A 24,899-nucleotide genomic window follows, 5' to 3' on the forward strand; every position below is an offset into this window, starting at 1 on the left:
GCGATACTGCCTACCTCGCTTCAGCGTGACTAACGAAACTTCCTAAGTAAGCCTTTAGCAGGACTAAACCATGGGCCGTCAATTGCATGCCCAGACTTACGTCTGGCTGCAGGTGTTTTCCTGTGCCGCGCGGCACCTGTCGTTCACCCGTTGTGCCGAAGAACTGCACATCACGCCGGGAGCGGTCAGCCAACAAATCCGACAACTGGAAGAGCGTCTGGGCTTTCGCCTGTTTCACCGTCGCGCACGGGGTGTGGAGCTGAGTGCGGAAGGGCAGCGACTGGCGATTACGGTCAACGAGGCTTATGGCAGCATCGATGCGGAACTGCGTCGCCTGGATGCGGGGATGATCAGCGGGATTCTGCGGCTGCGCTCGATTCCGTCGTTCCTCAGCAAATGGCTGACTCCGCGCCTGCCACGCCTGCAACAGCGCTACCCGGATATTCAGTTGCGGCTGGTGGCCGAGGACAGCAGTGTGCCGTTGCATGAAGGGGACTTCGACCTGGCCATCGACTTGAACGACGGCAGCTATCCGGGACTGTTATCCACAGCCTTGCTCGATGAGCAGATTTTCCCGGTATGTGCGCCGGGCCTGCTGCGCGGACGGCCGCCGCTGCACGGGCCGGCGGATCTGGTGCACTTCCCGCTGCTGCACGACATCACCGCCTGGCGCGGCAGCTATGAATACGCGGAGTGGGAGTTTTATCTGAATGCCATCGGTTTCGAGGGCGCCGATGTGCGGCGCGGACACACGTTCAATCGCAATCACCTGACCATCGAGGCGGCGATTGCCGGCATGGGCGTGGCGATTGCCCGGCGCACGTTGCTTAACGACGAGCTGGAGCGAGGGACGTTGATCGTGCCGTTCGGGATTTCGGTGCCCAATCACAAGCGCTATGTATTGCTTTATGCGCCGGGGGCGCTGAGCCATCCGGGCGTGCGGGCGGTGCATGACTGGCTGGTGGAAGAGGCGGGGATTTTCCGCAGCCTGCACCCGTTGGGTGATGGCCAATTGTGAGCAGATTTTTCAGGGTGGCGGGCGACCCAACTCCCGACCTTACCAGCGCTTTACTCGGTTGTCCGGCTTTTTTTGCGTATGAATATTTATCTTTTTTAAGGGGTTGAAATGTTCGTCCGGCGGGCCGATTGTTGTAATCAAGAGGTCACGAAATCCTGTTCCAGGCCTCTTGCGAGCTAGCTGAAATAAGGGATGAACTATGCAAATCCAAGTCAACAGCGACAACCATATTCAAAGCAGCAAACGACTGGAGGAGTGGGTACGCACCACAATTGAGAGCACGCTCGACCGTTATGAGGAAGACCTGACCCGTGTCGAAGTCCATCTGAGCGACGAGAACGGTGACAAGCCGGGTCCCCATGACCTGCGCTGCCAACTGGAAGCGCGGCCAAAAGGCCATCAACCGATTTCCGTCACCCACAAAGCCGATTCGCTGGAACAGGCGATCGATGGTGCAGCCGAAAAACTGGAGCACGCGCTGGAGCACCTGTTTGGCAAACTGCGCGGCAAACCGCGAGCCGCTGTGGTGCCATTCACAAGCAAAGCCAATGACAAACTGTTGGCGGAAGAGTTTGACGAGAACGAACAGGCAGCGATCAACAGTTGATACGCTGATTTTCCAAGCCACCCAATGAGAAAGGGCCTGCAATTGCAGGCCCTTTCTGTTTTCAGCGGGGATCAGAAAGCGACAGAGGTCTGCACGTACACCGTGCGCGGCTCACCCACATACTTGCCCTTGTTGTTGTCATCGAACGAACGGGTGAAGTACTGGGTGTTGAAGATGTTCTTCACGCCCACCGCGACGTTCAGGTCCGACAGCTGCGGGCCGAAGTCATACCCGGCACGGCTGCTGAACAGCATGTAGCCGGGGATCTTGCCGGTGCTGCCGTCGGCGCTTTCTTTCGAGGTGTTGGCGTTGTCGGCGAACTGGTCGCTCTGGAAGCTGCTGTCCAGGTTGAGCTTCCATGGCCCTTCGGTGTAACCGACGCCGATGGTGCCTTTGTGCTTGGACGAGAACGGCACACGATTGCCCTTGTTCGGCCCGTCTTCGCTGATGGTCGCGTCGACATAAGCGTAAGTGGCGTAGACGTCGAAGCCGGCCAGCGCCGGGCTCAAGTCATCGAGGGCGTAGTTGACGCTGGTCTCGATGCCCTGATGGCGGGTCTCGCCACGGGCGATCACCGAATCGTTGGTCTGGTTGCTTTCGTACTGGTTGTCGAAGTTGATCAGGAACGCGCCGATCTCCGCTCGCAGCGCGCCGTTGTCGTAGCGGGTGCCGACTTCCCAGGTACGGGCCTTCTCCGGTTTCACTTCGCCACTGCTGACGCGGTTGGGCATCTGGCTGTATTGCACGCTGCCGAAAGAGCCTTCGGTGTTGGCGTACAGATTCCAGCTGTCGGTCAGGTGATACAGCACGTTCAACGCCGGCAGCGCGGTGTTGTAATCGCCCTTGTATTTGACGTTGGTCAGGTTGTTGGTCTGCTGCGATTCGATCATCTCGTAGCGCACGCCCGGGGTGATCGTCCACTTGCCGATGTCGATCCGGTCATCGACGAAGAACGCATTGGCCTCGGTACCGCCGCGCGTGTCGCGGTCATTGCGGCTGTTGGTGGTCGGATATTCATTGCTGCTGATCGGCGTGCGATAGCGCAATTCGTGGCCGGCCTCGTTGATGTAGCGATAGCCGACGCCGACTTCATGGCTGGTCGGACCGAGGTCGAAGCCCTGGGCGAAGCGGGTTTCCAGACCGCGAACCCAGTATTCGCGCGGTGACAGCGACAGGAAAGTGCCCTGATCCAGATAGCCGCTGCGCAGGGTTTTGGTGAAGAAGGTGTTGGCGGTGAATTCGCGGCGATCTTCCTGATAGCGATAGCCGAAGTTGAACATCGTGCGACGACCCCAGAACTGGTCTTTCGGCCGGGTCGACTGATACGGGTCGGCATCGTAGTCGGCGACATTCAGACCGCCGGGCATGTCGGCCTTGCCTTCGTAATACTGGGCCATGGCGTTGAAGCTGTTGGCTTCGTCGAGCTGGTATTTGCCCTTGAGGATCAGGTCGTCGATTTCCGTGTCGCTGTGTTCGCGCCAGTCTCCACCCCGCGTGCCGGAGTACAGCAGCGCGCCGCCCAGTCCGTTCTCGTTGGTGCCGCCTGCCAGCAGATTGGCGCTGGTCTTGAAGCCGTCATGGCTCGACGATGGGCTGGTTTCAGTCTGGAAGCCGCCCTTAACGGTCGGCTCATCCGGAATCGCCCGGGTCACGAAGTTGACCACGCCGCCGACGTTCTGCGGGCCGTAACGCACGGCGCCGCCGCCTCGCACGACATCCACCGCGTCCATGTTGCCCATGCTGATCGGCGCGAAGGACAACTGCGGCTGGCCGTAAGGCGCGAACGGCACCGGAATGCCGTCCATCAAAACGGTCGAGCGCGCGGCCAGGCGCGGGTTGAGACCGCGAATGCCGAAGTTCAGCGCCATGTCGTGGCTGCCGGTGCCGTTGTTTTCCGGGGCGTTGACGCCGGGAATGCGGTTGAGCACATCGCGGGCCTGGGTCGCGCCCTGGCGTTCGAATTCTTCGCGGCGGATCACGTCACGGGCACCGGGATGTTCGAAGACGTTGACTTGCGCGGCTTCACCCAGCCAGTCGCCGACCACTTTCGAAGTATCCAGCTCCAGAGCGCTGTCGTTCGACGGTTGCAGGCTGAAGGCATTGCCACCTTCGGCGCGGGCTTGCAGACCGGTTCCTTCAAGCAGCGCGTTCAGACCTTGTTCTGCTGTGTAGCTGCCTTCGAGGCCACGGCTCTGAACACCGCTGGTGACCTGAGAGCCAAACGAAATCAGCACACCGGCCTCACGGCCGAACTGGTTGAGGGCGTTTTCCAGCGACGACGGGGCGATGTGGTAAGCCTTGGTGTCGGCAGCCAGTGCATGGGGCAGGGCGCTGAAGCTCAGGCTGGCGCCGAGGACGAGGTTGCGCAGGGTTCGGGCCAGCGGCGTGAGGCGGGTGGGTTGCATGGAGGACGGTCCTGAGAAGGTTGAATCAAGGGGGCTTTCCTTCTCTGTCACGCCAGATCTGAAAAACGGCTCATTTATTTTTTACAGGGGCGCGGAGCGACCGAGTGAGTTCCCACGCAGAGCGTGGGAGCGATCAGGCTCTGGCTTCAACTGTCACCCAGTACCGGGTAAACCGCTTCACTTTTACCGGCAGGCTGATTTCCAGCAGATCGAGAATCCGCTCGCTGTCGTCCAGTGGATAAGTCCCGGAGATCAGCAAATCAGCGACTTTCGTATCGCAATTGAGCTGCCCGCGACGGTAGCGGCCGAGTTCGTCGAGGAAGTCGCCCAGGCGCATGTGCGCGGCCACCAGCATGCCATCGGCCCAGGCGCCGCTGTTGGCGTCCAGCGGTTTTGCCGGGCTGATGCCGGTGGTGCTGAAACTCAGTTGCCGGGCAACCGGCAGCAACATCGGCGCGCGACCTTGTGCGTTCAATTCGACCCGACCTTCAAACAGTGCGATCTGCGTGCGGTCGGCAAACTGCCGCACGTTTATTCGCGCGCCCTGGGTTTTCAGCAGGCCTTGGGCGGTTTGTACTTCGAAGGATTGGGTGGCGGTCAGCAGCATTTCGCCTTCAAGCAGACGGATCAGACCATCGCCTCGGACATCCGCTGCACTCGCGGTGTTGAGCTGTAACTGGCCGCCGGCGCCGAGCGAGATCTTGCGTCGCTGACCAATGGGGCTGCGGTAATCGGCCAACAGCGATGGCAACGGATTGTGTTCGCGCATCCCCCAGGTGACCGCTGAGCCAGCGCCGAGAATCAGCAACAGCTTCAGCGCCTGACGACGGCTGCCGGACTTCGGCGCATTCAGCGCGGCGTGGGCCAGTGGCGATGACAAACCCCTCAACCGTGAATTGACCCGCTGAATATGTTCCCACGCGCGGCGATGTTCGCTGTGGGCGTCGATCCATTGCTGCCAGGCTTGTTGCTGACGCGGGTTCAGCGGGCCCTGCTGCATTTCCAGCAACCAGTGCACCGCCTGTTCGGCGACCTGCGCGGAAAAATCCATCGGCGGGTTCACAGGGCGAAGTAGCAGCGCATCGCTGCTTTATTCAGATGACGTTTGACCGTCGCCACGGAAATGCCCAGTTCGGCGGCGATCTGCGGATAGGTCAGGCCATCGACCTGGGCCAGCAGAAATGCGCGTTTGACGGCACGCGGCAGACCGTCGAGCAACTGATCCAGCTCCATCAGGGTTTGCAGGATGATCGCTTTTTCTTCTTCCGAAGGCGCGACCATTTCCGGCATCTGCGCGAGGGTGTCGAGGTAGGCGCGCTCCAGATCCTGGCGGCGGTAATGATTGAACAGCACGCGCTTGGCCAGGGTGGTGAGGAATGCACGCGGCTCGATGATCACCGGCGGCTCGCGGGCGGTCAGCACCCGGATGAAGGTGTCCTGGGCCAGATCGGCGGCGCTGTCCGGGCAGCCGAGTTTGCGCCGCAGCCAGCCGGTGAGCCAGCTGTGGTGGGCCTGATAGAGCGATTCGACAGGATGGGCGGACGACAACGGCATCACTCCGGGCGCATGCGGGACGCGTTAGAGAACAAGAATGGTTCGCATTGTAGGGCTGTGAGTGATGCCCGGCAATCAGACTCTTTTGCGTATGAGAATATTTATCATTAATATCGCATACCTGTCGTCTCGGTCTGTTGACCGGGCGTTAACCGTTTCAGGGTCGAAACATGAAAGCCAAACTCGCCACTCTCCCCATGTCCTATCGTCTGGCCGTCACTTCGCGGGTGCTCGCGGCGGTGTTTGGCGGGTATCTGGTCGCGGCATTGGCCAGCGTCACGCTGACACTGTGGCTGCCTCTGAACCGCGCCGAAGCGGTGGTGACCGGCATGACTGTTTCGTTTCTGGTCTATCTGGTGGCGGTGCTCTGGTGTTTCGCCTGTCGCACGGCGTGGTCGGCGTGGGTCGGTCTGCTGGTGCCAAGCGTGATCCTGGCGACCGTGTCCGGTGCTGCGCGCGGTCTGGGTCTGGCATGAAAGAGGGTTTTCGGCAGGCGATGGCCTGGCTGCACACCTGGACCGGGCTGGTCTTCGGCTGGCTGTTGTTCGCGATTTTCCTGACCGGAACCCTGGCCTATTTCAAGGATGAAATCAGTCACTGGATGCAGCCGGAAATCAATGCCCATCCATTGGATGCCGAAAAAAGCCTGACGCTCGCCCAGCAATATCTGCAACAAAACGCCCCCGACGCTTCACGCTGGATCATTGGCCTGCCCGACGCCCGCGATCCCGGTCTGAGCGTGGGCTGGCAGCAGACGCCCGCCAAGCCCGGCGAACGCGGTGCACTCACCCGCAAGACCCTCGAAGCAGAGACCGGCGCCGAAGTTCAGGCCCGTGAAAGCATGGGCGGCGAGTTCTTCTACCGTTTCCATTTCCAGCTGCAAATGCCTTATCCATGGGGCCGCTGGCTCTCGACCATCGCCGCCATGGTGATGTTCGTCGCGCTGATCACCGGAATCATCACCCACAAGAAAATCTTCAAGGACTTCTTCACCTTCCGCCCGCGCAAAGGCCAGCGTTCGTGGCTCGACGGGCACAACGCGGTGGGTGTGCTGGTGTTGCCGTTTCATCTGATGATCACTTACAGCAGCCTGGTGATCTTCATGTCGATGGTGATGCCGGCGAGCATTCTGGCTTCGTACGGCAACAACGTCCGGGCGTTTTACGACGAGGTATTTCCCGAATCCAGCATTCCTGAACGTGCCAATCAACCGGCGACGCTGGCACCGATGGCGCCCTTGTTGCGGGTGGCCAGCGAGCAGTGGTCGGGCGGGCATGTCGGGCGTATCACTGTGCTCAATCAAGGCGACGCAAACGCTTCGGTGGTGATGTCTCGCGCGGGCTCCGACCGAGTGGTGAACGACTCCGGCAGCGCCGTGACCTTCAACGGTATCAGCGGGCAAATCATCGGCACCGCGCCGCAACAGCCGATAGCGATGGCAGTGGCCGGCAGTTTCTACGGCTTGCACATGGGACACTTTGCCGGGCCGGTGCTGCGTTGGCTGTATTTCATCTGCGGTCTGGCGGGTACGGCGATGATCGGCACCGGGCTGGTGATCTGGCTGGGCAAGCGTCAGCTCAAACATGCCAAAACCGGTGTGATGCCTTTCGAATTGCGGCTGGTTGAGGTGCTGAACATCGCCAGCATGGCCGGGCTGGTGGCAGCGGTTGCCGTGTTCTTCTGGGCCAATCGTCTGCTGCCGGTGAGTCTGGCCGGGCGTGCCGATTGGGAAGTGAACGCGTTCTTCATCACTTGGGGCTTGAGTGTGGTGCACGCGGTGTTGCGGCCGGGGCGCAAGGCCTGGGTCGAACAGCTGTCGCTGGGGGCCGCGCTGTTTGTCGCGGTGCCGGTTCTCAATGGACTGACCACGCCTTATCACCTCGGCGTGACAGTGCCCGAAGGCGATTGGGCCTTGGCCGGTTTCGACCTGACGTGTCTGGGCAGCGGCCTGTTCCTCGCCTGGGCCGCCCGGAAAATGCAACGCGCCGGACACACCGTCAACGTGAAAAAACCTGCCCGTGAAAAGGCTCGGCCAATCACCCTCGAGCAAGGGGCGAACTGAATGCTGCTGGCGCTGTTGCTCTGTTATTGCGCTTTCACCGCGCTTTGCCTGGCGATGCCCCGGCATCACGAAGAGCTGCTGGGCCACAAACCTTCGGCTCGCCGTCGGCAAGGTCTGAAACTCGCGGGCTGGTTGTTGTTGGGGTCGTCGCTCTGGGCGGCGGTTTCCATGAAAGGCTGGAGCTTCGGCCTGGTCGACTGGTGCGCGGTGTTGATGCTCAGCGCGCTGACTCTGGTGCTGTTGCTGTCCTATCACCCACGCCTGGCATTGATCATGGCCGGACTGAGCCTGCTCGCCAGTCCGGTCGCTGCGTGGGCCTTGAACTGACATGCTGATCGGCCATCCTCCCGAACGCCGCGACGACGAACCCCATGGCGCTCGTGCGCATTTTCTTCAGGTGTTCCTGTCCCAGCGTTCGCAGATGGAAGCGCTGGTGAACCGGCGCGTCGGTTGCCGGGCGACGGCGGCGGATCTGGTGCAGGATCTGTTCCTGCGCTTCTGGCGTCGGCCGCTGGTGCAGGTCGAAGAGCTCAGCACTTATCTGTTGCGCTGCGCCGGCAATATCGCCATCGATCATTTGCGCAGCGAAGGCACGCGGGTGCGGGTCAACGAAGGTTGGCAACCGGATGAACCGGACAGCAGCGCCAGCGAACCGCAGGCGGCGCTCGAAGCGGGCAACGATTTGCGCCATGTCGAAGCGGCGTTGCGCGCGTTGCCCGAGCGCACGCGGCAGATCTTTTTGCTCAATCGCATCCACGGGCGCAAGTACGCCGAGATCGCCAAAGCCATGGGCCTGTCCCAAAGCGCCGTGGAAAAACATATGATGCGCGCCCTCGAGGCCTGCAAGGCCAGCCTGCGCGAACCCGCGCCACGCCTGCCAGGGAAAGCACCGTGAACAACACCGACCGCGTCATCCCGACGCCCGCTCAGGAACAGGCCGCATTCGCCTGGCTGAGCCTGCTGCACGACCGCCCGAGCACCGGTGATCAACTGACCTTCAGTCAATGGCTGCACGCTGACCCGGCCCACGCCGAGGCCTACGCCCAGGCGCAAGTGGTGTGGGAGTTGAGCGAAGGGCCGGCGCGCACTTTGGCCGATGAAGATGCGCTGGCGTTGCAGGGGTTGCTCAATGCGATGGATCGACCGCGTCGTCCGCAGGTCCGGCGTTGGGCCGGAGCACTGGCTATGGCGGCCTGCCTGTTGTTGATGATCAGCCTCGGCAGCGGTTGGCAGCCGCAGCGCTGGATCGATGATCTTGGCGCCGATTACGTGTCGGCCCCGGGCGAGATCCGCACCGTGACCCTGGCCGATCAGTCGCAAGTGACATTGGACGCGGATAGTGCCATCGCCGTGGATTTCAGTCACGGCGAGCGGCATGTGCAATTGCGCCGCGGCGCCGGATTTTTCAGCGTGACCCACACCGGCGATCCTTTTGTGGTCGAGGCCGAGAAAGGTCAGGCGCGGGTGCTTGGCACGCAATTCGAGGTGCGCCTGCAACCTCATGGCGCGCAAGTTACCGTGCTGTCAGGGCGCGTCGGCGTGACAGCATCCCGTGATGATCAACAGCAGATTCTCACCGCCGGCCAGCAAGTGGCGTACGGCGCAGGCACTGCGGAAAAACTCCACGCCGTGGACAGCGAAGCGCAACTGGCGTGGCGCCAGGGCTGGCTGACTTACTACAAGTCGACACTGGCCGATGTGGTGCAGGATCTGCGGCGTTATTACCCGGGACGGATCGTGTTGCTCAACGATGAACTGGCGGCGCGCAAGGTCAGCGGCAGCTTTCCGAGCAAGGATCCACAAGCCGTGTTGAATTCCCTGCAAGGGGTGTTGGGATTCGAGCAGCATCAGGTCTTGGGCAAGCTGATCATTCTGCGCTGAAAATATTTTCAATTTTGTGGTGAGGTAAACCCGGACGCCATTCGTGTAGTGACTGAAACTGCGAGTCATTCGCATCCGTTGCGGTTCTACACAGGTCATGAGCAATGAAGTCCAGGGCAAAATCGGGTTCGGTCAAACAGTGGTTAGGCGTTTCGGCCTTGAGTTTTTCGGCATTGGCCCTGTTGCCGATGAGCGTGGCGCTGGCCGCTGAATCCGTCAGCAGTCAGCCACAAAAGCAGTTCAGTTTTTCCCTGGCCGCCAAGCCCTTGCCTCAGGCCCTGAGCGATTTCAGCCGCGTCACCGGGCAGAGCGTGGTCTACACCGATGAAGCGCCTTACGGCTTGACCGCTCCAGCGATCAACGGCCAGATGAGTGCCGAACAGGCGCTGCAACGTCTGCTCACAGGCTCCGGCCTGACCTTCCGCCGCACCGATAGCCATACCCTGGCACTCGAACCGCAACCGACCGCAGGCGCATTGAACCTCGGTGCGACCACCATCACCTCGGTGGTCAACCAGCCGATGACTTACCAGCCACCGGAAACCAGTTCGGTGATGCGCTCTTCCGCTTCGCTTCAGGAAATCCCGCAGACCGTCAATGTGATTCCGGCCCAGGTCATTCGCGATCAGGCACCGCGCAATCTTGATGATGCACTGGCCAACGTCAGCGGCATTACTCAGGGCAACACTTTGGGCAGCACCCAGGATTCGGTGATGACCCGAGGCTTCGGCGATAACCGCAACGGCTCGATCATGCGCGACGGCATGCCGGTGGTGCAGGGCCGTGGCATGAACGCCACGGTGGATCGCGTCGAAGTGCTCAAGGGCCCGGCCTCGCTGCTCTACGGGATTCAGGACCCGGGCGGCGTGGTCAACATGGTCAGCAAGAAACCTGAGCTGACCCAATACAACGCTTTGACCCTGCGCGGCTCGACCTACGGCGACGGCAAGAATGGCAGCGGCGGCTCCTTCGACAGCACCGGTGCGCTGGGGGATTCCGGCCTCGCGTATCGCATGGTGCTGGACCACGAAGACGAAGATTACTGGCGCAACTTCGGCACTCACCGCGAAACCCTGATCGCGCCGTCGCTGGCCTGGTACGGCGAGCGCACCAAGCTGTTGTTCGCTTATGAGCACCGCGAATTCCTGACTCCGTTTGATCGCGGAACCCTGATTGATCCACGCACCAACCATCCGCTGGACATCTCGCGCAACGAGCGCCTCGACGAAAAATTCAACGACATGGAAGGGCGCTCGGACCTCTATCACTTCGAGGCCGACCACGAACTCAACGACGACTGGAAAGCCCATTTCGGCTACAGCTGGAACCGCGAAACCTACGACGCCAGCCAGGTCCGCGTAACCGCGATCGACACCAAAAAAGGCACCCTGACCCGCAGCATGGACGGCACCCAGGGCGCGATCAGCACCGACCGTTTCACCACCGCCAGCCTCGAAGGCAAGGTCAACGTGCTGGGCATGCAACATGACCTGGTGTTCGGCGTCGACGACGAGTACCGCAAGATCTATCGCGCCGACCTGATCCGCCAGAAAAGCCTGAGCACCTTCAGCTACGTCAATCCGGTTTACGGCCGCGAAGTCGAAGGCACCACCGTCAGCCCGGCGGACAGTGCGCAGACCGACCTGCTGCGCAGTGATTCGGTGTTCCTGCAGGACTCGATTCACCTCAACGACCAGTGGATTCTGGTGGCTGGCGGGCGCTTCCAGGAATACGACCAGTACGCCGGCAAAGGCGTGCCATTCAAGGCCAACACCGACAGCAACGGCCAGAAGTGGGTGCCGCGCGCCGGTCTGGTGTATCGCTACACCGATGCGTTGTCGTTCTACGGCAGCTACACCGAATCGTTCAAACCGAACTCGACCATCGCCCCGCTCAGCGGCAGCAGCACCGTGCTCGACGGCAGCATCGCGCCGGAAGAAGCCAAGTCCTGGGAGCTGGGCGCACGCCTGGATATGCCGGGTCGCATCACCGGCAACATCGCCCTGTTCGACATCAAGAAACGCAACGTGCTGGTGGCCAACGCCGAAGGCCCGACCACGATCTACAGCGCTGCTGGAGAAGTGCGTTCCCGAGGTCTGGAAGTCGATCTGACCGGCCAGCTCAGCGACCGCTGGAGCATGATCGGCAGCTACGCCTACACCGACGCCGAGGTCACGGAAGATCCGGATTACAAAGGCAACAAGCTGCAAAACGTGGCGAAGAATACCGGCTCGCTGTCGGCGGTCTACGACTTCGGCAGCGTGATCGGTGGCGATCAACTTCGGGTCGGCGCCGGTGCGCGGTATGTCGGTGAACGAGCGGGTAACGCGGTGAACGATTTCGATCTGCCGAGCTACACCGTGGCCGATGCGTTCGCCACTTACGACACCAAAGTCGAAGGGCAGAAGGTCAAATTCCAGCTCAACGTGAAGAACCTGTTCGATCGCACTTACTACACCTCGGCGGCGAGTCGGTTTTTCGTGTCGATGGGCGATTCGCGGCAGATTTCGTTGTCGAGCACGCTGGAGTTCTGATCAGCGCAAAAACGCCTGGCGATACTCGCCGGGCGTTCCCCCCAGCACCTGACGAAAACGGTTGGTGAAGTGGCTGGCACTGGCAAATCCGCACGCCAGGGCTATCTCCCCCAACGGCAACGCCGTGCCCCGCAACAACTCCCGCGCCCGGCTCAAGCGCCGCGCCAGCACATACTGATGCGGCGGCAGGCCGAAGCTCACCCGGAACATCCGCGCGAAGTGGTATTCCGACAACGCACACAACCCCGCCAGTTGCCCGAGACTGATCGGCTCGGCCAGTTGGCTGTCGATGAACTCCACCAGTTGCCGACGCTGATGCGGCGCCAGCCCACCCTTCAGACGCAAGCCCTGACGTACGCCGACCTGACTCAGCAGGGTGTGGCTGATCAGTTCGTGGGCCAGGCTGCTGGTCAGCAAACGCTCGCCGGGCTCGTCCCAATTGAGAGTGAGTAACTGGCGAAACCGTCGGGCCTGTTGCGGATCTTCCAGAAAGGTCTGTTCGCGCAACTGCATTTCCCGAGGCTCGCGATCCAGCAACGTGACGCAACCCAAGGCAAATTGTTCGGCGCTGAAATACAGGTGGGCCAGACGAATATCACCGTTGATGACCCAACCCGATTCATGGTCGGCCGGCAGGATGCACAACTTGTCCGGGCCGCCCTTGTTACCGGGTTCGCCACGGCGGAAGGTGCCGGTGCCGCCGGCGATGTAGCAGGAGAGGGTGTGATGGCTCGGCGCTTCGTATTCCTGGGCGTCGTGGTGATTGGTCCACAAAGCAGCGGACAGGCCGTCACCCAACTCGGCGCTGTGCACAAGGCGTGCATTGGGCGAATTGTTCAGGGCTTGAAAGACTTGCAAGGTATCGATGGCGGCCATGATCGGTTCTCTTCAACGCCTTGCATCCTACTCCGTAGATTTCGCGCTGCCAGCCTGCGCGCCGACAAAAGCGCAAGTTTATGCAAGCGAGGGTCGAAGGCGCGGGCGGACACTGAAACCCAATCAAGGAGTGTCTGCCATGAACCTGTCGTTGTATTTGTTGACCGTGCTGATCTGGGGCACCACCTGGATCGCCCTGAAGTGGCAACTGGGCGTGGTGGCGATTCCGGTGTCGATCGTCTATCGCTTCGGTCTTGCCGCGCTGGTGTTGTTCGCGCTGTTGCTGCTCAGCCGCCGACTGCAACCGATGAACCGGCGTGGGCATCTGATCTGTGTCGCGCAGGGCTTGTGCCTGTTCTGCGTCAACTTCATGTGCTTCCTGACTGCCAGCCAATGGATCCCCAGCGGTCTGGTGGCGGTGGTGTTTTCCACCGCAACGTTGTGGAACGCGCTGAATGCGCGGGTGTTCTTCGGCCAGCGTATCGCGCGCAATGTGCTGATGGGCGGGGCACTGGGATTGTTTGGTCTGGGCCTGTTGTTCTGGCCGGAACTGGCCGGGCATCACGCCAGTCCGCAAACCCTGCTCGGCCTGGGCCTGGCACTCTGCGGCACCTTGTGTTTCTCGGCGGGCAACATGCTGTCGAGCCTGCAACAGAAGGCCGGCCTCAAGCCGCTGACCACCAATGCGTGGGGCATGGCTTACGGTGCAGCGATGCTGTCGGTCTGGTGCCTGGTCAAAGGTATTCCGTTCGAGATGGAATGGACCTCGCGCTACATCGGCGCCTTGCTGTATCTGGTGATTCCGGGGTCGGTGATCGGTTTTACCGCATACCTGACGCTCGTTGGTCGTATGGGGCCGGAGCGCGCCGCTTATTGCACTGTGCTGTTCCCGGTGGTGGCGCTGAACGTATCGGCCTTTGCCGAAGGTTATCAATGGACGGCACCAGCGTTGGCCGGACTGGTGCTGGTGATGCTGGGTAATGTATTGGTATTTCGTAAACCTAAACCCGTTATTGAAATGATCGCTAAACCCGCACATTGAACAGTCAATCGTCGATTTTCATGACCAGGAATATAAGTGCCGGGAGCAGGAAGTCGACAATGCTTTGCGCCCAGGACATGGCGTTCCATTCCTTTGACTGGTCCATGTCGAACCATTCATTGCCAATGACTTGCAGGCAGAAGTAATAAACAAACAGCGCCACGAGAAACCCCAGTACGGCGTATTTTTTTGCTTCGTGAAATTGCTTTTCCGATGAATTGAGGTTTTTCGCCAGTTGATAACCACCCAAGAGGCAGGACGAGGTGAAGATCGTCTCCAGTGTCATGATCATCCAGTAGATGCGGTGGTGCATCATTTCCGAGTCGATCGATCGATACTTCAAATGGCTGCCTGTCGTATCCATGCTTAGAATGTGGCCAAGATAAACATAGTTCGAGTTGTAATCGGTGGCATTGCTGAAGACAATGAGAGCACCCAATATGCCGACCATGAAAACGATTGCGACTTTACTTCTCCTGATAAGTTGGGAAGTTGTAAGGCTTGTCATTTGTTAATTCTCCATGAATGGTGTCTGCCCGTTGGCAGATAGTTCACGGGATTCTATAGGGGGTGTAATGAAGTCGGGTGATGAGTCGTTTTCAAGTTGTGTAGTTTAAATGGGGGTAGGAACAACTCCAGGCACTTTCAAAGAAACAGGTTGAAAGCAGACGGGGCCGGGAAACTGCGTCCCGGCCCTGAGGGGCATCAGCTCTTCCAGACTTGCGAATTGACCAGATCCTGCGGGCGCTCGCCGAGCAGGGCGCTGCGCAGGTTGGCCATTGCGCGGTTGGCCATGGCTTCGCGGGTTTCATTTGTCGCCGAGCCGATGTGCGGCAGGGTGACGGCGTTTTTCAGCTGGAACAGCGGCGATTCAGCCAACGGTTCTTTCTCGTAGACGTCGAGGCCGGCGCCGCGAATGCGGTTGTTCTGCAACGCTTCGATCAGTGCCGGCTCGTCGACTACCGGGCCACGCGAGATGTTCACCAGAATCGCGTCCGGCTTCATCAGCGCCAGTTCGCGGTGGCTGATCAGGTGGCGGGTCTTGTCGCTGAGTGGAACCACCAGGCAGACGAAGTCGGCTTCGGCCAGCAGTTGGTCAAGGCTGCGAAACTGTGCGCCGAGCTCCTGTTCCAGTTCGGTCTTGCGGCTGTTGCCGCTGTACAGGATCGGCATGTTGAAGCCGAAGCGTCCGCGACGGGCGACGGCGGCGCCGATGTTACCCATGCCGACGATGCCCAGGGTCTTGCCGTGTACGTCGCAACCGAACAGCGGTGCGCCGATGCTGGCCTGCCATTGGCCGGCTTTGGTCCAGGCGTCCAGTTCGGCGACGCGGCGGGCGCTGCTCATGATCAGGGCGAAGGCCAGGTCAGCGGTGCTTTCGGTGAGGACGTCCGGGGTGTTGGTGAGCATGATCCCGCGTTCGTTGAAGTAGGCGAGGTCGTAGTTGTCGTAGCCGACGGAGACGCTGGAGACCACTTCGAGTTTCGTGGCGTTTTCCAGTTGGGCCTTGCCGAGTTTTCGACCGACGCCGATCAGGCCGTGGGCGTGGGGCAGGGCTTCGTTGAACTGGGCGTTGATGTCGCCGTTTTTTGGGTTGGGGACGATGACGTCGAAGTCCTGTTGCAGGCGTTCGATCATGGGTGGGGTGATGCGGCTGAAGGCCAAAACTGTTTTTTTCATCGCTATGGGCTCGGCTTCGGGGCTTTATTGCCAAGCAAGCTAACATTTCTGTTTTGGGTTGTCTTGGCGGCCTTTGGGCCGACCATGCTCTTGGGGTTTTGGGTGAATATCCGTTTCTGCGGGTGCTGCCGCTGGCGTTTTGCTCTTACAGCGACTCCCTTTGGCAAACGCCCCAAAGGAAGCAAAGGTCTGGGCCCCTGCGTTCGGCCCCTCGCTTTGGCTCGGGGTTCCTTCGTTCCGGGATTCATCCGGGGGCATCGCCTACGGTTTGCTTCGCTGCACCTCCTCTCGATGCATGCGGCTGCGCCGCACGGTCGCTGCGCTCCCACCCCCGGATGAATCCCTCCACTCAGCCGGCCGATGGGGCCGGCACGTCAAAAGCGGTACTCGAGCTAACGCTCATTGTGTTGAGTGGTGGAAAGCCAAAGCCAAAGCAAAAGCAAAGCAAAGCAAAAAGCAAAAAGCAAAAGCGGAGGCGGAAGCAGGAGCAGATGCGGCAAAAAGCAGTGGAAGCTGATGCTGATGAGGTTGGGGATGTGGGTGTGGATGTGGATGTGGGTGTGGATGCGTGAGTTTAGTTGCGTGCATTTTCGAACCCGAACTCACCTCGGTATGTCACGTCGGCGTACCTCTCCCAAACAACTCGGTCAGTCCCCTCTCCCTCCGGGAGAGGGTTAGGGTGAGGGGGCGTCCTTCGCATCACCCATTTTTCAGGCCAGCCAAATCAGTTCGCCACCCGCACCCCCGCCAGACTCCCACTCATCTCATAAGCCGCCAGTTCCGCCTGATGCCCCGCCAATATCTCCGGCAACGACCCACGCAGGTACTCGACCCAGGTCTTGATCTTCGCATCCAGATACTGCCGCGACGGGTAGATCGCATACAGGTTCAGTTCCTGCGAGCGGTAGTTGGGCATTACCCGCACCAGCGAGCCATTACGCAAGCCTTCAATCGCGGCGTACACCGGCAATACACCGACCCCCATCCCACTGGTGATCGCGGTTTTCATCGCATCGGCGGAGTTCACCAGGAAGGGCGAGCTGTTGATGGTGACCATTTCCTGGCCTTCCGGGCCGTCGAAAGCCCATTTTTCCAGGGGGATCACCGGGCTTACCAGGCGCAGGCAGGCGTGGTTCAGCAGGTCGCTGGGTTTCTGTGCGCAGCCGTTGGCTTTCACGTAGGCCGGGGAGGCGCAGACGATGCTGTAGGTGATGCCCAGGCGTTGCGAGACGAAGCCCGAGTCCGGCAGTTCGCGGGCCAGGACGATGGACACGTCGTAGCCTTCGTCGAGCAGGTCCGGCACGCGGTTGGCCATGGTCAGGTCGAAGGTCACGTCCGGGTGGGTCTTGCGGTAGCGGGCGATGGCGTCGATCACGAAGTGCTGGCCGATACCGGTCATGGTGTGCACTTTCAACTGACCGGCCGGGCGGGCGTGGGCTTCGCTGGCTTCGGCTTCGGCCTCTTCGACGTAGGCGAGGATCTGCTCGCAGCGAAGCAGATAGCGCTTGCCGGCTTCGGTGAGCGCGATGCGCCGGGTCGTGCGGTTCAGCAGGCGGGTTTGCAGGTGGGCCTCAAGGTTGGAGACCGCGCGCGAGACGTTGGCGGTGGTGGTGTCGAGTTGCACGGCGGCGGCGGTGAAGCTGCCGGCTTCGGCCACACAACTGAAGGCGCGCATGTTTTGCAAAGTGTCCATGGGGTGCTCTCAAGGGAGATGGCAAATTGTGACACGAAGTTTCAGGGGCTGAGACCCCCGACCAAGGGATTATCTCGTTAACGGTAACAAAGATTCACAGGAATCCCAGCTTATCGCCGTATTGGCGCCCCCCTAGAATTGCGCCCACCTCGAAACATCTCCCACCTCAGGAATTCGCAGCAGTGCCGCGTCGCATCAACAGAGCGCTTTTGCCGCTCAGTGTTCTGGCTCTTTCGTTAGGTCTCGGCGGCTGCATTGGAACCGGAGGGATTGCCCCCCAGGGCAAGGCTCTGGAGGCCAATGAACTGGCCACCGACGAGGCCATCGCCCACGCCGCCCGTGACGCAAACTGGCCCACCGCGCAGTGGTGGCAAGCCTACGGCGACCCGCAACTCAATCATTGGATCGACCTTGCAGTGCAAGGCAGCCCGACTATGGCGATGGCCGCCGCGCGAGTGCGTCAGGCCCGGTCCATGGCCGGCGTCGCCGAAGCCGCCGAGTCGTTGCAGATCAATGGTGAGTCGACCCTCAAGCGTCACAACTGGCCGACCGACCAGTTCTACGGTCCCGGTGAGCTGGCCAACAGCACTACCTGGGACAACAACGCCGCGCTGGGTTTCAGTTACGCCCTCGACCTCTGGGGCCGTGAAAGCAACAGCACCGAACGTGCGGTAGACCTTGCGCACATGAGCGCTGCCGAAGCGCGTCAGGCGCAGCTCGAATTGCAGAACAACATCGTGCGTGCCTACATCGAACTGTCGCTGCATTACGCCCAGCGCGACATCGTGGCGGCGACGCTCAAGCAGCAACAGCAGATTCTCGAGCTGGCGCAGAAGCGTCTGAATGGCGGGATCGGCACGCACTTTGAAGTCAGCCAGGCCGAAACCCCGCTGCCGGAAACTCATCGGCAACTGGATGCACTGGACGAAGAAATCGCCCTGAGCCGCAACCAGATCGCCGCACTGGCCGGCAAGGGGCCAGGCGCCGGTGCGCAGTTGCAGCGTCCGACGCTGTCGCTTGGCGCGGCACTGAAACTGCCGTCGGCATTGCCCGCCGAACTGCTCGGCCAGCGTCCGGACGTGGTCGCCAGTCGCTGGCAAGTGGCGGCCCAGGCGCGCGGGATCGATGTCGCGCATGCCGGGTTCTACCCCAACGTCGATCTGGTCGGCAGCCTCGGCTACATGGCCACCGGCGGCGGGGCGCTGGAGTTTTTGACCGGCAAGAAGCTCAACTACAACGTCGGGCCGGCGATCTCCCTGCCGATCTTCGACGGCGGACGACTGCGTGCTGAACTGGGTGAGGCATCGGCGGGTTACGACATCGCCGTCGCGCATTACAACCAGACCCTGGTCAATGCGCTGAAGAACATCTCCGACCAGTTGATCCGCCGCGAGTCGATGGACAAGCAGCAGACGTTCGCCGCCGAGTCCGTGGCCACGGCGCAGAAGACTTACGACATTGCGATGATCGCCTACCAGCGCGGCCTCACCGATTACCTCAACGTGCTCAACGCCCAGACCCTGCTGTTCAAACAGCAGCAGGTTGAGCAGCAGGTGCAGGCGGCGCGTTTGAGTGCCCATGCGGAACTGGTGACGGCATTGGGTGGTGGTCTTGGCGCGGGTAAAGACGTGCCGACTTTTGAGCAGACCGCCGCACCGAAAACCCCGGCCCTCCTGCGTTGAACACACAACCCCTGTGGGAGCGGGCTTGCTCGCGAAGAGGGAGTGTCAGGCAGCCCATTTGCTGTCTGACACAGCGCATTCGCGAGCAAGCCCGCTCCCACAGTTTCTCCGGTTCGACTGACTTTTTGAGCAAGACCAAATGACTCACCTGCCCGCACCTTTGCGCTGGCTCTACTCCCTGGAATGGCGCCGGGGTTTCTTCGACTGGGCGCGCAGCGACGGCGTGACCTGGGTCTATATCTTTAAGGTGTTGATCGCCGCATTCCTGACCCTGTGGCTGGCGATGCGTCTGGAACTGCCGCAACCGCGCACGGCGATGATCACCGTGTTCATCGTCATGCAACCGCAGAGCGGTCAGGTGTTCGCCAAGAGTTTCTATCGCTTCCTCGGCACCCTGGCCGGGTCGGCGATGATGGTCACGCTGATTTCACTGTTCGCCCAGAACACCGAACTGTTCCTCGGCTCACTGGCGATCTGGGTCGGTATCTGCTCGGCCGGCGCCGCCCGCTGCCGCAACTTCCGCGCCTACGGTTTTGTGCTGGCCGGGTACACCGCCGCGATGGTCGGCCTGCCGGCGCTGGCCCATCCTGACGGCGCGTTCATGGCGGCGGTGTGGCGGGTGCTGGAGATCTCGCTGGGGATTCTCTGCTCAACGCTGGTCAGCGCCGCGATCCTGCCGCAGACCGCCAGTGCGGCGATGCGCAATGCCTTGTATCAGCGCTTCGGTGTGTTCGCGTTGTTCGTCACCGATGGCCTGCGCGGGCGCAGCAAACCGGAGTCGTTCGAGGCCTGCAACGTGCGCTTCATCGCCGAAGCGGTGGGGCTGGAAGGGCTGCGCAGCGTGACCGTGTTCGAAGACCCGCACATGCGTCGACGCAACGGCCGGCTCAGTCGCCTGAACAGCGAGTTCATGGGCATCACCACTCGTTTCAACGCCTTGCACCAGTTGCTCGAACGCCTGCGCCGCAACGGTGCCGACCATGTGGAAGCGGCGATCAAACCGGGCCTGCAGGATCTGGCCGAAGTGCTCGACTGCTTCAGCGGCCGCGCCCTGACCAGCCCGGATGCTGCGCGTCTGGTGCTGGCGCTGGCGGCCTACAAGGAAGACCTGCCGGCGCGGGTGCGCAGCCTTCGGGCAATCTTCCAGGAGAGCGAGCCGAGCGACGCCGAGCAGCTGGATTTCCACACTGCATACGAGCTGCTTTATCGCTTCGTTGATGACCTGCACAGTTATGCACAGACCCACGCTTCGCTGGCCGATCACAGCCACGAACGCGAGCGCTGGGACGAGCCGTTCACGCCGCAAACCAGTTGGTGGGCAGCGGCCGCTTCGGGGATTCGGGCTGCGTTCATCCTCGTCGTGCTCGGCAGTTACTGGGTCGCCACCGCATGGCCGAGCGGCGCGACCATGACTCTGATCGCTGCCGCTACCGTGGGCCTGTCGGCGGCGACACCGAACCCGAAACGCATGGCGTTCCAGATGGCCTGCGGCACGTTCCTCGGGGCGCTGATCGGCTTCGTCGAGATGTTTTTCATCTTCCCGTGGATCGATGGTTTCCCGTTGCTGTGCGTGATGCTCGCGCCGGTGATCGTGCTCGGTTCGTTCCTCGCTTCGCGGCCGCAATACGCCGGTGTCGGCCTCGGTCTGCTGATCTTTTTCAGCACAGGTTCGGTGCCGGATAACCTGACCATCTACAACCCCTACACCTTCATCAACGACTACATCGCCATGGTCATGGGCATGCTGGTCTGCGCGGCGGCGGGGGCGATCATTCTGCCGCCGAACAGTCGCTGGTTGTGGCAGCGTCTGGAACAGGATTTGCGCGGGCAAGTGGTGTACGCGATCAGCGGCAAACTCAAGGGCCTGGCGTCGAGTTTCGAAAGCCGCACTCGCGATTTGATGCATCAGGCTTATGGCCTGGCGGCCGGTCAGCCGCTGGTGCAGAAAAGCCTGCTGCGCTGGATGTTCGTGGTGCTGGAAGTCGGCCACGCGATCATCGAGTTGCGCAAGGAACAGGCGATCCTGCCGGTGCATCCGGCGTATGCCGAATCCCAGCCGTGGCGTCAGGCGATCCGGGTCATGGGGCGTTCGCTGGTGCGGCTGTTCCTGCAACCGAATGCGAGCAATCTGGAACGCGCACTGGTGGCGGTTGATCACGCGATCAGCCGTGTCGCCGCCACCGACGAGCCGTTTGCGCCGCACTTCGATACTTCGGCCCTGCGCCGGGTGAAAAGCTACCTGCACTTCATTCGCACCTCGTTGCTCGACCCGCAATCGCCCCTTGCCGCCCATGCCATCGCCAAGCCCGAAGGACTTGCCCATGCCTCGTGAAATCGCCTTCCACGGCGTGTACATGCCGACCATGACCCTGATGTTTTTCGTCGCCGCGGCACTGGCCTGGGCGCTGGACCGGTTTCTGTCGGGGTTCGATCTGTACCGCTTCTTCTGGCACCCGGCGCTGCTGCGCCTGAGCCTCTTTACCTGTCTGTTCGGCGCGATGGCGCTGACTGTCTACCGTTGAGTCTGAGAATTGTCCCGATGAAAAAGTTTTTCAGCCTGCTCGCGACCCTGCTGGTGCTGGCCCTGGCGTTGTGGATCGGCCGCACGTTGTGGGAGCACTACATGAACACCCCGTGGACCCGCGACGGGCGGGTGCGCGCCGACATCATCAACGTCGCCGCCGACGTCACCGGCGAAGTGGTGGACGTGCCGGTCCGTGACAACCAATTGGTGAAAAAAGGTGATCTGCTGATGCAGATCGACCCCGAGCACTATCGTCTGGCGGTGAAACAGGCGCAGTCGCTGGTGGCTTCGCGCAAGGCCACGTGGGAGATGCGCAAGGTTAATGCCCATCGCCGCGCCGATCTGGACAACCTGGTGATCTCCAAGGAAAACCGCGACGACGCCAGCAACATCGCCGACTCGGCACTGGCCGATTACCAACAGGCCCAGGCGCAACTGGAAGCCGCCGAACTCAACCTCAAACGCACCGAAGTGCGAGCGGCGGTGGACGGCTACGTGACCAACCTCAACGTCCATCGCGGCGACTATGCACGCATCGGCGAAGCGAAAATGGCCGTGGTCGACATGAACTCGTTCTGGGTCTACGGCTTCTTCGAAGAAACCAAACTGCCCCACGTGCGCGTCGGCGATAAAGCCGACATGCAACTGATGAGCGGTGAAGTCCTCAAGGGCCACGTGGAGAGCATTTCCCGCGGCATCTACGACCGCGACAACCCGGAAAGCCGCGAGCTGATCGCCGATGTGAACCCGACCTTCAACTGGGTGCGTCTGGCGCAACGGGTGCCGGTGCGGATTCATATCGATGAAGTGCCGGAAGGTGTGTTGCTGGCGGCGGGGATTACCTGCACCGTGGTGGTCGAACAATCCCCGCCGCCATTGAAACAATCGTCAATTCAGTGATTCAGCTGTAGTAGGCGAATAATTTGCCCAGCCCGCCGGCGACCCCGGTGGGATTACCGGTGCAGAGAAATGTGTTGTCTGTACGGGGAACTACAACGACCGGATCTGCGGCATTTGAAGTGTCTTCAGTGACATACCCAGCATTGCCGAAACTTGAGTCGGGAGTTCCGTCGGGTAGCCAGCGCGCGAGGTAATAGTAATGTCGTGCTGCCACGGTCAGTTGCGTTCCATCGGGCAGTACATATCCATCTTGCCAAGAGCCGTCCCTGTCCTTTTCGTATTTCGTTAACAGCGGTTTACCTCCGTTGATGTTGAGATCAGGCAGGCCGTTTTTTGTGATGTAGCAACGCATCCCCTGTGTTTCAGCGGCGCCGGGTGGTCCGGCTTGCCCTAACCCGAGAAAGCCTTGACTGGTGGGCAACAGGTCGTTGAATCGAGTCGTATGGTCAGTAACACCAAAGCCGCAGTATCCCGGTGTAATAAGGTTGCCGAACCTTGTGTCCAGAGCGCCATTGTCATGAAGGCGTGCGATAAGCGCTGTTTCTGGGGTGTCGAGCAAACTCCCATGACCTGCCACCACGATTTTTCCGTCGTCTTGAGGCAGCACGGCGCAGAGACTGGTGGGTGCAGTCGAGTCTTGTACTTTAAAATCGAGTCGGCCGGTAATGTTGAAGGATTTGTCGAGCCTGCCGTCCTGGAGCAGTCGGTAAAGCACGCCGGTTGTCTTGCTCCAGTCACCAACGGCGTGACAAGTGGTGCTGATTAGCAGCTTTCCATCTGCCTGCTCGGCAATTTTTGAATCATCCGTTATACAAATTTCGTTCGGCTGATTTTCAATGACGAGGTGGCCGTTGCCCTCCGGCCCGAATGTCGGGTCGGGTTTATAGTCGCTGGAGTAGCAGGCAATGGCCAAGTGAGCTATCGGATCGACCCCCGAATACTGAATATGAGCACCGAGCATTAGCAAGCGTCCGTCTGCAAGACGTAAAAGCCTGCCCCCGGCGCAAGGATCAGTCCCCTTGAAGGAGCTGATCAGTGGGTTTCCTTCGTTAAAGCTTTGGTCCAGGTCGCCAGAGGAGGTCAGCATTGCAAGCCCGTATTGTCCGAACCCGACTGCTGTTTCCAGCGTCATACTCAGCAGAATTCTATTGTCCTGTAGCACAAGAACACCCTTGATCAGTCGGGTTTCAAGTATGTCGCCGGGAAGGATACTCAGGGTTCGCTCACCCTCTATACCAAATGATTTGTCGCGTTCGCCTGCGCTACGTTCGGCGTTGCTTTGGCTCATACGCACCTCTGAATGATCGGACAATTCTGGATGCCCGAGTTGGCGACTCCTGCGCACTATTGATACACAGGGACACTTTCTGGTGGGTAATAGTCTGTGCTTGGAGAGGGGGGAGATGCCTACTGTCAGAAGTAACAGGTGCCAACACATTTCGGACAGCCGGTTGCGGACTCAGCGAGACCACGCAGCTCGCTGAGTTCGATACGAGAGCCGAGTTTCTTGCCATCGGTGAGCACCAACAATTCGTTCGGTGCGTTGAAGTCCAGCACCCGATCCAGGGGCGAGGCCATGGAAAATTGTGGCGAAAAGCGGCTGTCAGAGCTGCCCACGTAACCCGAATCGCTTCATCAAGGTCGACTCCAGCGCCCCCTTGGGTAACAACCCCGCCAATAACGGCAACGCCCGGCTGCCATTACCCAAGCGAATCAGTCGCGGTGGCTTGCTCTGCTGCACGGCTTTGAGCAGTCCGGCAGCAAACTCAGTGGCCGGAGTCGGGTTGTCCTGGGACGCCTTGGCCCGTGCGCGAATGCCTTCACGCAGCGGGAACCAGGGTGATTGTTCGTTGATCAGTTGTTCGGCTTCATGACCGGCATTCTTGGCGAAGCTGGAGGCAATCGCTCCGGGCTGGACTTCCATGACCCGCACGCCAAACGGCGCCAGTTCCATGCGCAAGGCATCGCTCAAGGCATGCACGGCGGCCTTGGATGCGCAGTAGGCGCCCGCGAACGGCGTGACCAGCACCCCCGAAACGCTACCAATGTTCACCACGATCCCCTTGGCCCGGCGCAACACGGGAAACAAGGCGCGGGTCACGCCAACGATGGCGAAGACATTGGTTTCGAACTGACGCTGCATGGCCTGTACGCCGCCATCGAGCAACGGCCCCATCGCGCCGTAACCGGCATTGTTGATCAGCACGTCGAGGCCGCCGTGTTGCTGGTTGATTCGCTCGGCGAGTTGTTCCAGCGCAGCGTTGTCATTGACGTCGAGCTGCACCGCCGTGAACCCGGCGGCACCGAGAGCCGCGACATCGTCAGCCTTGCGCGCACTGGCCCAGACCTCGTAGCCGGCGCTTTTGAAGGCATCGGCGAGGGCGCGGCCGATGCCGCTGGAACAACCGGTAATCAACGCAACGGGCATGGCGCATTCCTTG

At 60.8% G+C, this 24,899-nt stretch carries 23 protein-coding genes and 1 pseudogene; 14 read left to right on the forward strand and 10 right to left on the reverse strand.

All coding sequences use genetic code 11. The annotated features are described in order from the left end of the window. The first annotated feature begins 70 nt into the window (after positions 1 to 70). A complete protein-coding gene (locus tag QR290_RS05975; protein ID WP_289204536.1) occupies positions 71 to 1,018 on the forward strand; it encodes a LysR substrate-binding domain-containing protein in 948 nt (315 codons plus the stop codon). Between the two features lie 199 nt (positions 1,019 to 1,217). Continuing rightward, positions 1,218 to 1,625, forward strand: a complete 408-nt coding sequence (locus QR290_RS05980) for an HPF/RaiA family ribosome-associated protein (protein ID WP_011332524.1) — start codon at positions 1,218 to 1,220, stop codon at positions 1,623 to 1,625. A 71-nt stretch (positions 1,626 to 1,696) separates the two neighbouring features. Here QR290_RS05980 and fecA read toward each other — a convergent pair whose 3' ends face one another. From fecA to QR290_RS05995, 3 genes are all read right to left on the reverse strand, one after another. Then, positions 1,697 to 4,030, reverse strand: a complete 2,334-nt coding sequence (fecA, locus tag QR290_RS05985) for a TonB-dependent Fe(3+) dicitrate receptor FecA (protein ID WP_289204537.1) — start codon at positions 4,028 to 4,030, stop codon at positions 1,697 to 1,699. A gap of 133 nt (positions 4,031 to 4,163) precedes the next feature. Continuing rightward, the gene (locus QR290_RS05990) at positions 4,164 to 5,093 is read right to left on the reverse strand and encodes a DUF4880 domain-containing protein (protein WP_289204538.1); all 930 of its coding nucleotides are present in this window, start codon (positions 5,091 to 5,093) and stop codon (positions 4,164 to 4,166) included. Continuing rightward, positions 5,090 to 5,578, reverse strand: coding sequence for a sigma-70 family RNA polymerase sigma factor (locus QR290_RS05995; RefSeq protein WP_007957265.1), 489 nt, complete (start codon positions 5,576 to 5,578; stop codon positions 5,090 to 5,092). The genes QR290_RS05990 and QR290_RS05995 overlap by 4 nt, the downstream gene beginning before the upstream one ends. A gap of 176 nt (positions 5,579 to 5,754) precedes the next feature. Between QR290_RS05995 and QR290_RS06000 the strand changes: the two genes are divergently transcribed. From QR290_RS06000 to QR290_RS06025, 6 genes are all read left to right on the forward strand, one after another. Next, positions 5,755 to 6,060 (forward strand): DUF3649 domain-containing protein, encoded by a 306-nt coding sequence (locus QR290_RS06000; protein ID WP_085698515.1) that lies wholly within the window; start codon positions 5,755 to 5,757, stop codon positions 6,058 to 6,060. Further along, positions 6,057 to 7,646, forward strand: coding sequence for a PepSY-associated TM helix domain-containing protein (locus QR290_RS06005; RefSeq protein WP_289204539.1), 1,590 nt, complete (start codon positions 6,057 to 6,059; stop codon positions 7,644 to 7,646). Before QR290_RS06000 ends, QR290_RS06005 begins: the two co-directional genes overlap by 4 nt. Then, the gene (locus tag QR290_RS06010) at positions 7,647 to 7,973 is read left to right on the forward strand and encodes a DUF3325 domain-containing protein (RefSeq protein WP_115076604.1); all 327 of its coding nucleotides are present in this window, start codon (positions 7,647 to 7,649) and stop codon (positions 7,971 to 7,973) included. A 1-nt stretch (position 7,974) separates the two neighbouring features. Beyond that, on the forward strand, positions 7,975 to 8,541 hold the full coding sequence (locus QR290_RS06015) for an RNA polymerase sigma factor (RefSeq protein WP_115076605.1): 567 nt from the start codon (positions 7,975 to 7,977) through the stop codon (positions 8,539 to 8,541). Beyond that, positions 8,538 to 9,527 carry a FecR family protein gene (locus QR290_RS06020; protein WP_289204540.1) on the forward strand — a complete coding sequence of 330 codons (990 nt, stop codon included), beginning with the start codon at positions 8,538 to 8,540 and terminating at the stop codon, positions 9,525 to 9,527. The genes QR290_RS06015 and QR290_RS06020 overlap by 4 nt, the downstream gene beginning before the upstream one ends. Positions 9,528 to 9,631: 104 nt before the next feature. Next, positions 9,632 to 12,061 (forward strand): TonB-dependent siderophore receptor, encoded by a 2,430-nt coding sequence (locus tag QR290_RS06025; RefSeq protein WP_115076607.1) that lies wholly within the window; start codon positions 9,632 to 9,634, stop codon positions 12,059 to 12,061. Here the strand turns inward: QR290_RS06025 and QR290_RS06030 are convergent, their stop codons facing one another. Next, complete coding sequence (locus QR290_RS06030) at positions 12,062 to 12,937, reverse strand: helix-turn-helix domain-containing protein (RefSeq protein WP_115076608.1); 876 nt, start codon at positions 12,935 to 12,937, stop codon at positions 12,062 to 12,064. 139 nt (positions 12,938 to 13,076) lie between these two features. Here QR290_RS06030 and QR290_RS06035 point away from each other — a divergent pair, with 139 nt between their 5' ends. Next, the gene (locus tag QR290_RS06035) at positions 13,077 to 13,979 is read left to right on the forward strand and encodes a DMT family transporter (RefSeq protein WP_114881469.1); all 903 of its coding nucleotides are present in this window, start codon (positions 13,077 to 13,079) and stop codon (positions 13,977 to 13,979) included. Positions 13,980 to 13,983: 4 nt separating this feature from the next. Here QR290_RS06035 and QR290_RS06040 read toward each other — a convergent pair whose 3' ends face one another. Beyond that, positions 13,984 to 14,487, reverse strand: a complete 504-nt coding sequence (locus tag QR290_RS06040; protein WP_289204541.1) for a DUF2165 domain-containing protein — start codon at positions 14,485 to 14,487, stop codon at positions 13,984 to 13,986. A gap of 197 nt (positions 14,488 to 14,684) precedes the next feature. Next, a complete protein-coding gene (locus QR290_RS06045; RefSeq protein WP_115076610.1) occupies positions 14,685 to 15,659 on the reverse strand; it encodes a 2-hydroxyacid dehydrogenase in 975 nt (324 codons plus the stop codon). A 335-nt stretch (positions 15,660 to 15,994) separates the two neighbouring features. Here QR290_RS06045 and QR290_RS06050 point away from each other — a divergent pair, with 335 nt between their 5' ends. After that, positions 15,995 to 16,231 (forward strand): hypothetical protein, encoded by a 237-nt coding sequence (locus QR290_RS06050; RefSeq protein ID WP_289204542.1) that lies wholly within the window; start codon positions 15,995 to 15,997, stop codon positions 16,229 to 16,231. Positions 16,232 to 16,383: 152 nt separating this feature from the next. On the opposite strand, the gene QR290_RS06055 is transcribed toward QR290_RS06050, so the two are convergent. Next, positions 16,384 to 17,352 carry a LysR family transcriptional regulator gene (locus QR290_RS06055; RefSeq protein WP_085711718.1) on the reverse strand — a complete coding sequence of 323 codons (969 nt, stop codon included), beginning with the start codon at positions 17,350 to 17,352 and terminating at the stop codon, positions 16,384 to 16,386. Positions 17,353 to 17,534: 182 nt separating this feature from the next. Between QR290_RS06055 and QR290_RS06060 the strand changes: the two genes are divergently transcribed. The 4 genes from QR290_RS06060 (at position 17,535) to QR290_RS06075 (ending at position 22,458) form a co-directional block, all read left to right on the forward strand. Next, positions 17,535 to 19,034, forward strand: a complete 1,500-nt coding sequence (locus tag QR290_RS06060) for an efflux transporter outer membrane subunit (protein ID WP_289204543.1) — start codon at positions 17,535 to 17,537, stop codon at positions 19,032 to 19,034. 139 nt (positions 19,035 to 19,173) lie between these two features. After that, positions 19,174 to 21,366 (forward strand): FUSC family protein, encoded by a 2,193-nt coding sequence (locus QR290_RS06065; RefSeq protein ID WP_289204544.1) that lies wholly within the window; start codon positions 19,174 to 19,176, stop codon positions 21,364 to 21,366. Next, the gene (locus QR290_RS06070; protein ID WP_003221811.1) at positions 21,356 to 21,556 is read left to right on the forward strand and encodes a DUF1656 domain-containing protein; all 201 of its coding nucleotides are present in this window, start codon (positions 21,356 to 21,358) and stop codon (positions 21,554 to 21,556) included. Before QR290_RS06065 ends, QR290_RS06070 begins: the two co-directional genes overlap by 11 nt. A gap of 17 nt (positions 21,557 to 21,573) precedes the next feature. After that, a complete protein-coding gene (locus tag QR290_RS06075; RefSeq protein WP_115076613.1) occupies positions 21,574 to 22,458 on the forward strand; it encodes an efflux RND transporter periplasmic adaptor subunit in 885 nt (294 codons plus the stop codon). Position 22,459: 1 nt separating this feature from the next. Here the strand turns inward: QR290_RS06075 and QR290_RS06080 are convergent, their stop codons facing one another. The 3 genes and pseudogenes from QR290_RS06080 to QR290_RS06090 all read right to left on the reverse strand — a co-directional run bounded on the left by QR290_RS06080 (position 22,460) and on the right by QR290_RS06090 (position 24,886). Beyond that, complete coding sequence (locus QR290_RS06080) at positions 22,460 to 23,746, reverse strand: delta-60 repeat domain-containing protein (RefSeq protein ID WP_289204545.1); 1,287 nt, start codon at positions 23,744 to 23,746, stop codon at positions 22,460 to 22,462. Between the two features lie 173 nt (positions 23,747 to 23,919). Then, positions 23,920 to 24,060 (reverse strand): annotated as a pseudogene (locus QR290_RS06085) (DUF4440 domain-containing protein); the annotation flags it as partial. Between the two features lies 1 nt (position 24,061). Next, entirely contained in the window at positions 24,062 to 24,886 is an 825-nt protein-coding gene (locus QR290_RS06090) for an SDR family oxidoreductase (RefSeq protein WP_289204546.1), read from the reverse strand. Between the last annotated feature and the right edge of the window lie 13 nt (positions 24,887 to 24,899).

The sequence above is a fragment of the Pseudomonas fluorescens genome (assembly GCF_030344995.1).
Lineage (GTDB): Bacteria > Pseudomonadota > Gammaproteobacteria > Pseudomonadales > Pseudomonadaceae > Aquipseudomonas > Aquipseudomonas fluorescens_BF.

Coding starts and splice junctions, on each gene's coding strand:
- QR290_RS05975 (WP_289204536.1), top strand. CDS start 71: ATGGGCCGTCAATTGCATGCCCAGACTTACGTCTGGCTGCAGGTGTTT.
- QR290_RS05980 (WP_011332524.1), top strand. CDS start 1,218: ATGCAAATCCAAGTCAACAGCGACAACCATATTCAAAGCAGCAAACGA.
- fecA (WP_289204537.1), bottom strand. CDS start 4,030: ATGCAACCCACCCGCCTCACGCCGCTGGCCCGAACCCTGCGCAACCTC.
- QR290_RS06000 (WP_085698515.1), top strand. CDS start 5,755: ATGAAAGCCAAACTCGCCACTCTCCCCATGTCCTATCGTCTGGCCGTC.
- QR290_RS06005 (WP_289204539.1), top strand. CDS start 6,057: ATGAAAGAGGGTTTTCGGCAGGCGATGGCCTGGCTGCACACCTGGACC.
- QR290_RS06010 (WP_115076604.1), top strand. CDS start 7,647: ATGCTGCTGGCGCTGTTGCTCTGTTATTGCGCTTTCACCGCGCTTTGC.
- QR290_RS06015 (WP_115076605.1), top strand. CDS start 7,975: ATGCTGATCGGCCATCCTCCCGAACGCCGCGACGACGAACCCCATGGC.
- QR290_RS06025 (WP_115076607.1), top strand. CDS start 9,632: ATGAAGTCCAGGGCAAAATCGGGTTCGGTCAAACAGTGGTTAGGCGTT.
- QR290_RS06030 (WP_115076608.1), bottom strand. CDS start 12,937: ATGGCCGCCATCGATACCTTGCAAGTCTTTCAAGCCCTGAACAATTCG.
- QR290_RS06035 (WP_114881469.1), top strand. CDS start 13,077: ATGAACCTGTCGTTGTATTTGTTGACCGTGCTGATCTGGGGCACCACC.
- QR290_RS06040 (WP_289204541.1), bottom strand. CDS start 14,487: ATGACAAGCCTTACAACTTCCCAACTTATCAGGAGAAGTAAAGTCGCA.
- QR290_RS06045 (WP_115076610.1), bottom strand. CDS start 15,659: ATGAAAAAAACAGTTTTGGCCTTCAGCCGCATCACCCCACCCATGATC.
- QR290_RS06050 (WP_289204542.1), top strand. CDS start 15,995: ATGAATCCCTCCACTCAGCCGGCCGATGGGGCCGGCACGTCAAAAGCG.
- QR290_RS06055 (WP_085711718.1), bottom strand. CDS start 17,352: ATGGACACTTTGCAAAACATGCGCGCCTTCAGTTGTGTGGCCGAAGCC.
- QR290_RS06065 (WP_289204544.1), top strand. CDS start 19,174: ATGACTCACCTGCCCGCACCTTTGCGCTGGCTCTACTCCCTGGAATGG.
- QR290_RS06070 (WP_003221811.1), top strand. CDS start 21,356: ATGCCTCGTGAAATCGCCTTCCACGGCGTGTACATGCCGACCATGACC.
- QR290_RS06075 (WP_115076613.1), top strand. CDS start 21,574: ATGAAAAAGTTTTTCAGCCTGCTCGCGACCCTGCTGGTGCTGGCCCTG.
- QR290_RS06080 (WP_289204545.1), bottom strand. CDS start 23,746: ATGAGCCAAAGCAACGCCGAACGTAGCGCAGGCGAACGCGACAAATCA.
- QR290_RS06090 (WP_289204546.1), bottom strand. CDS start 24,886: ATGCCCGTTGCGTTGATTACCGGTTGTTCCAGCGGCATCGGCCGCGCC.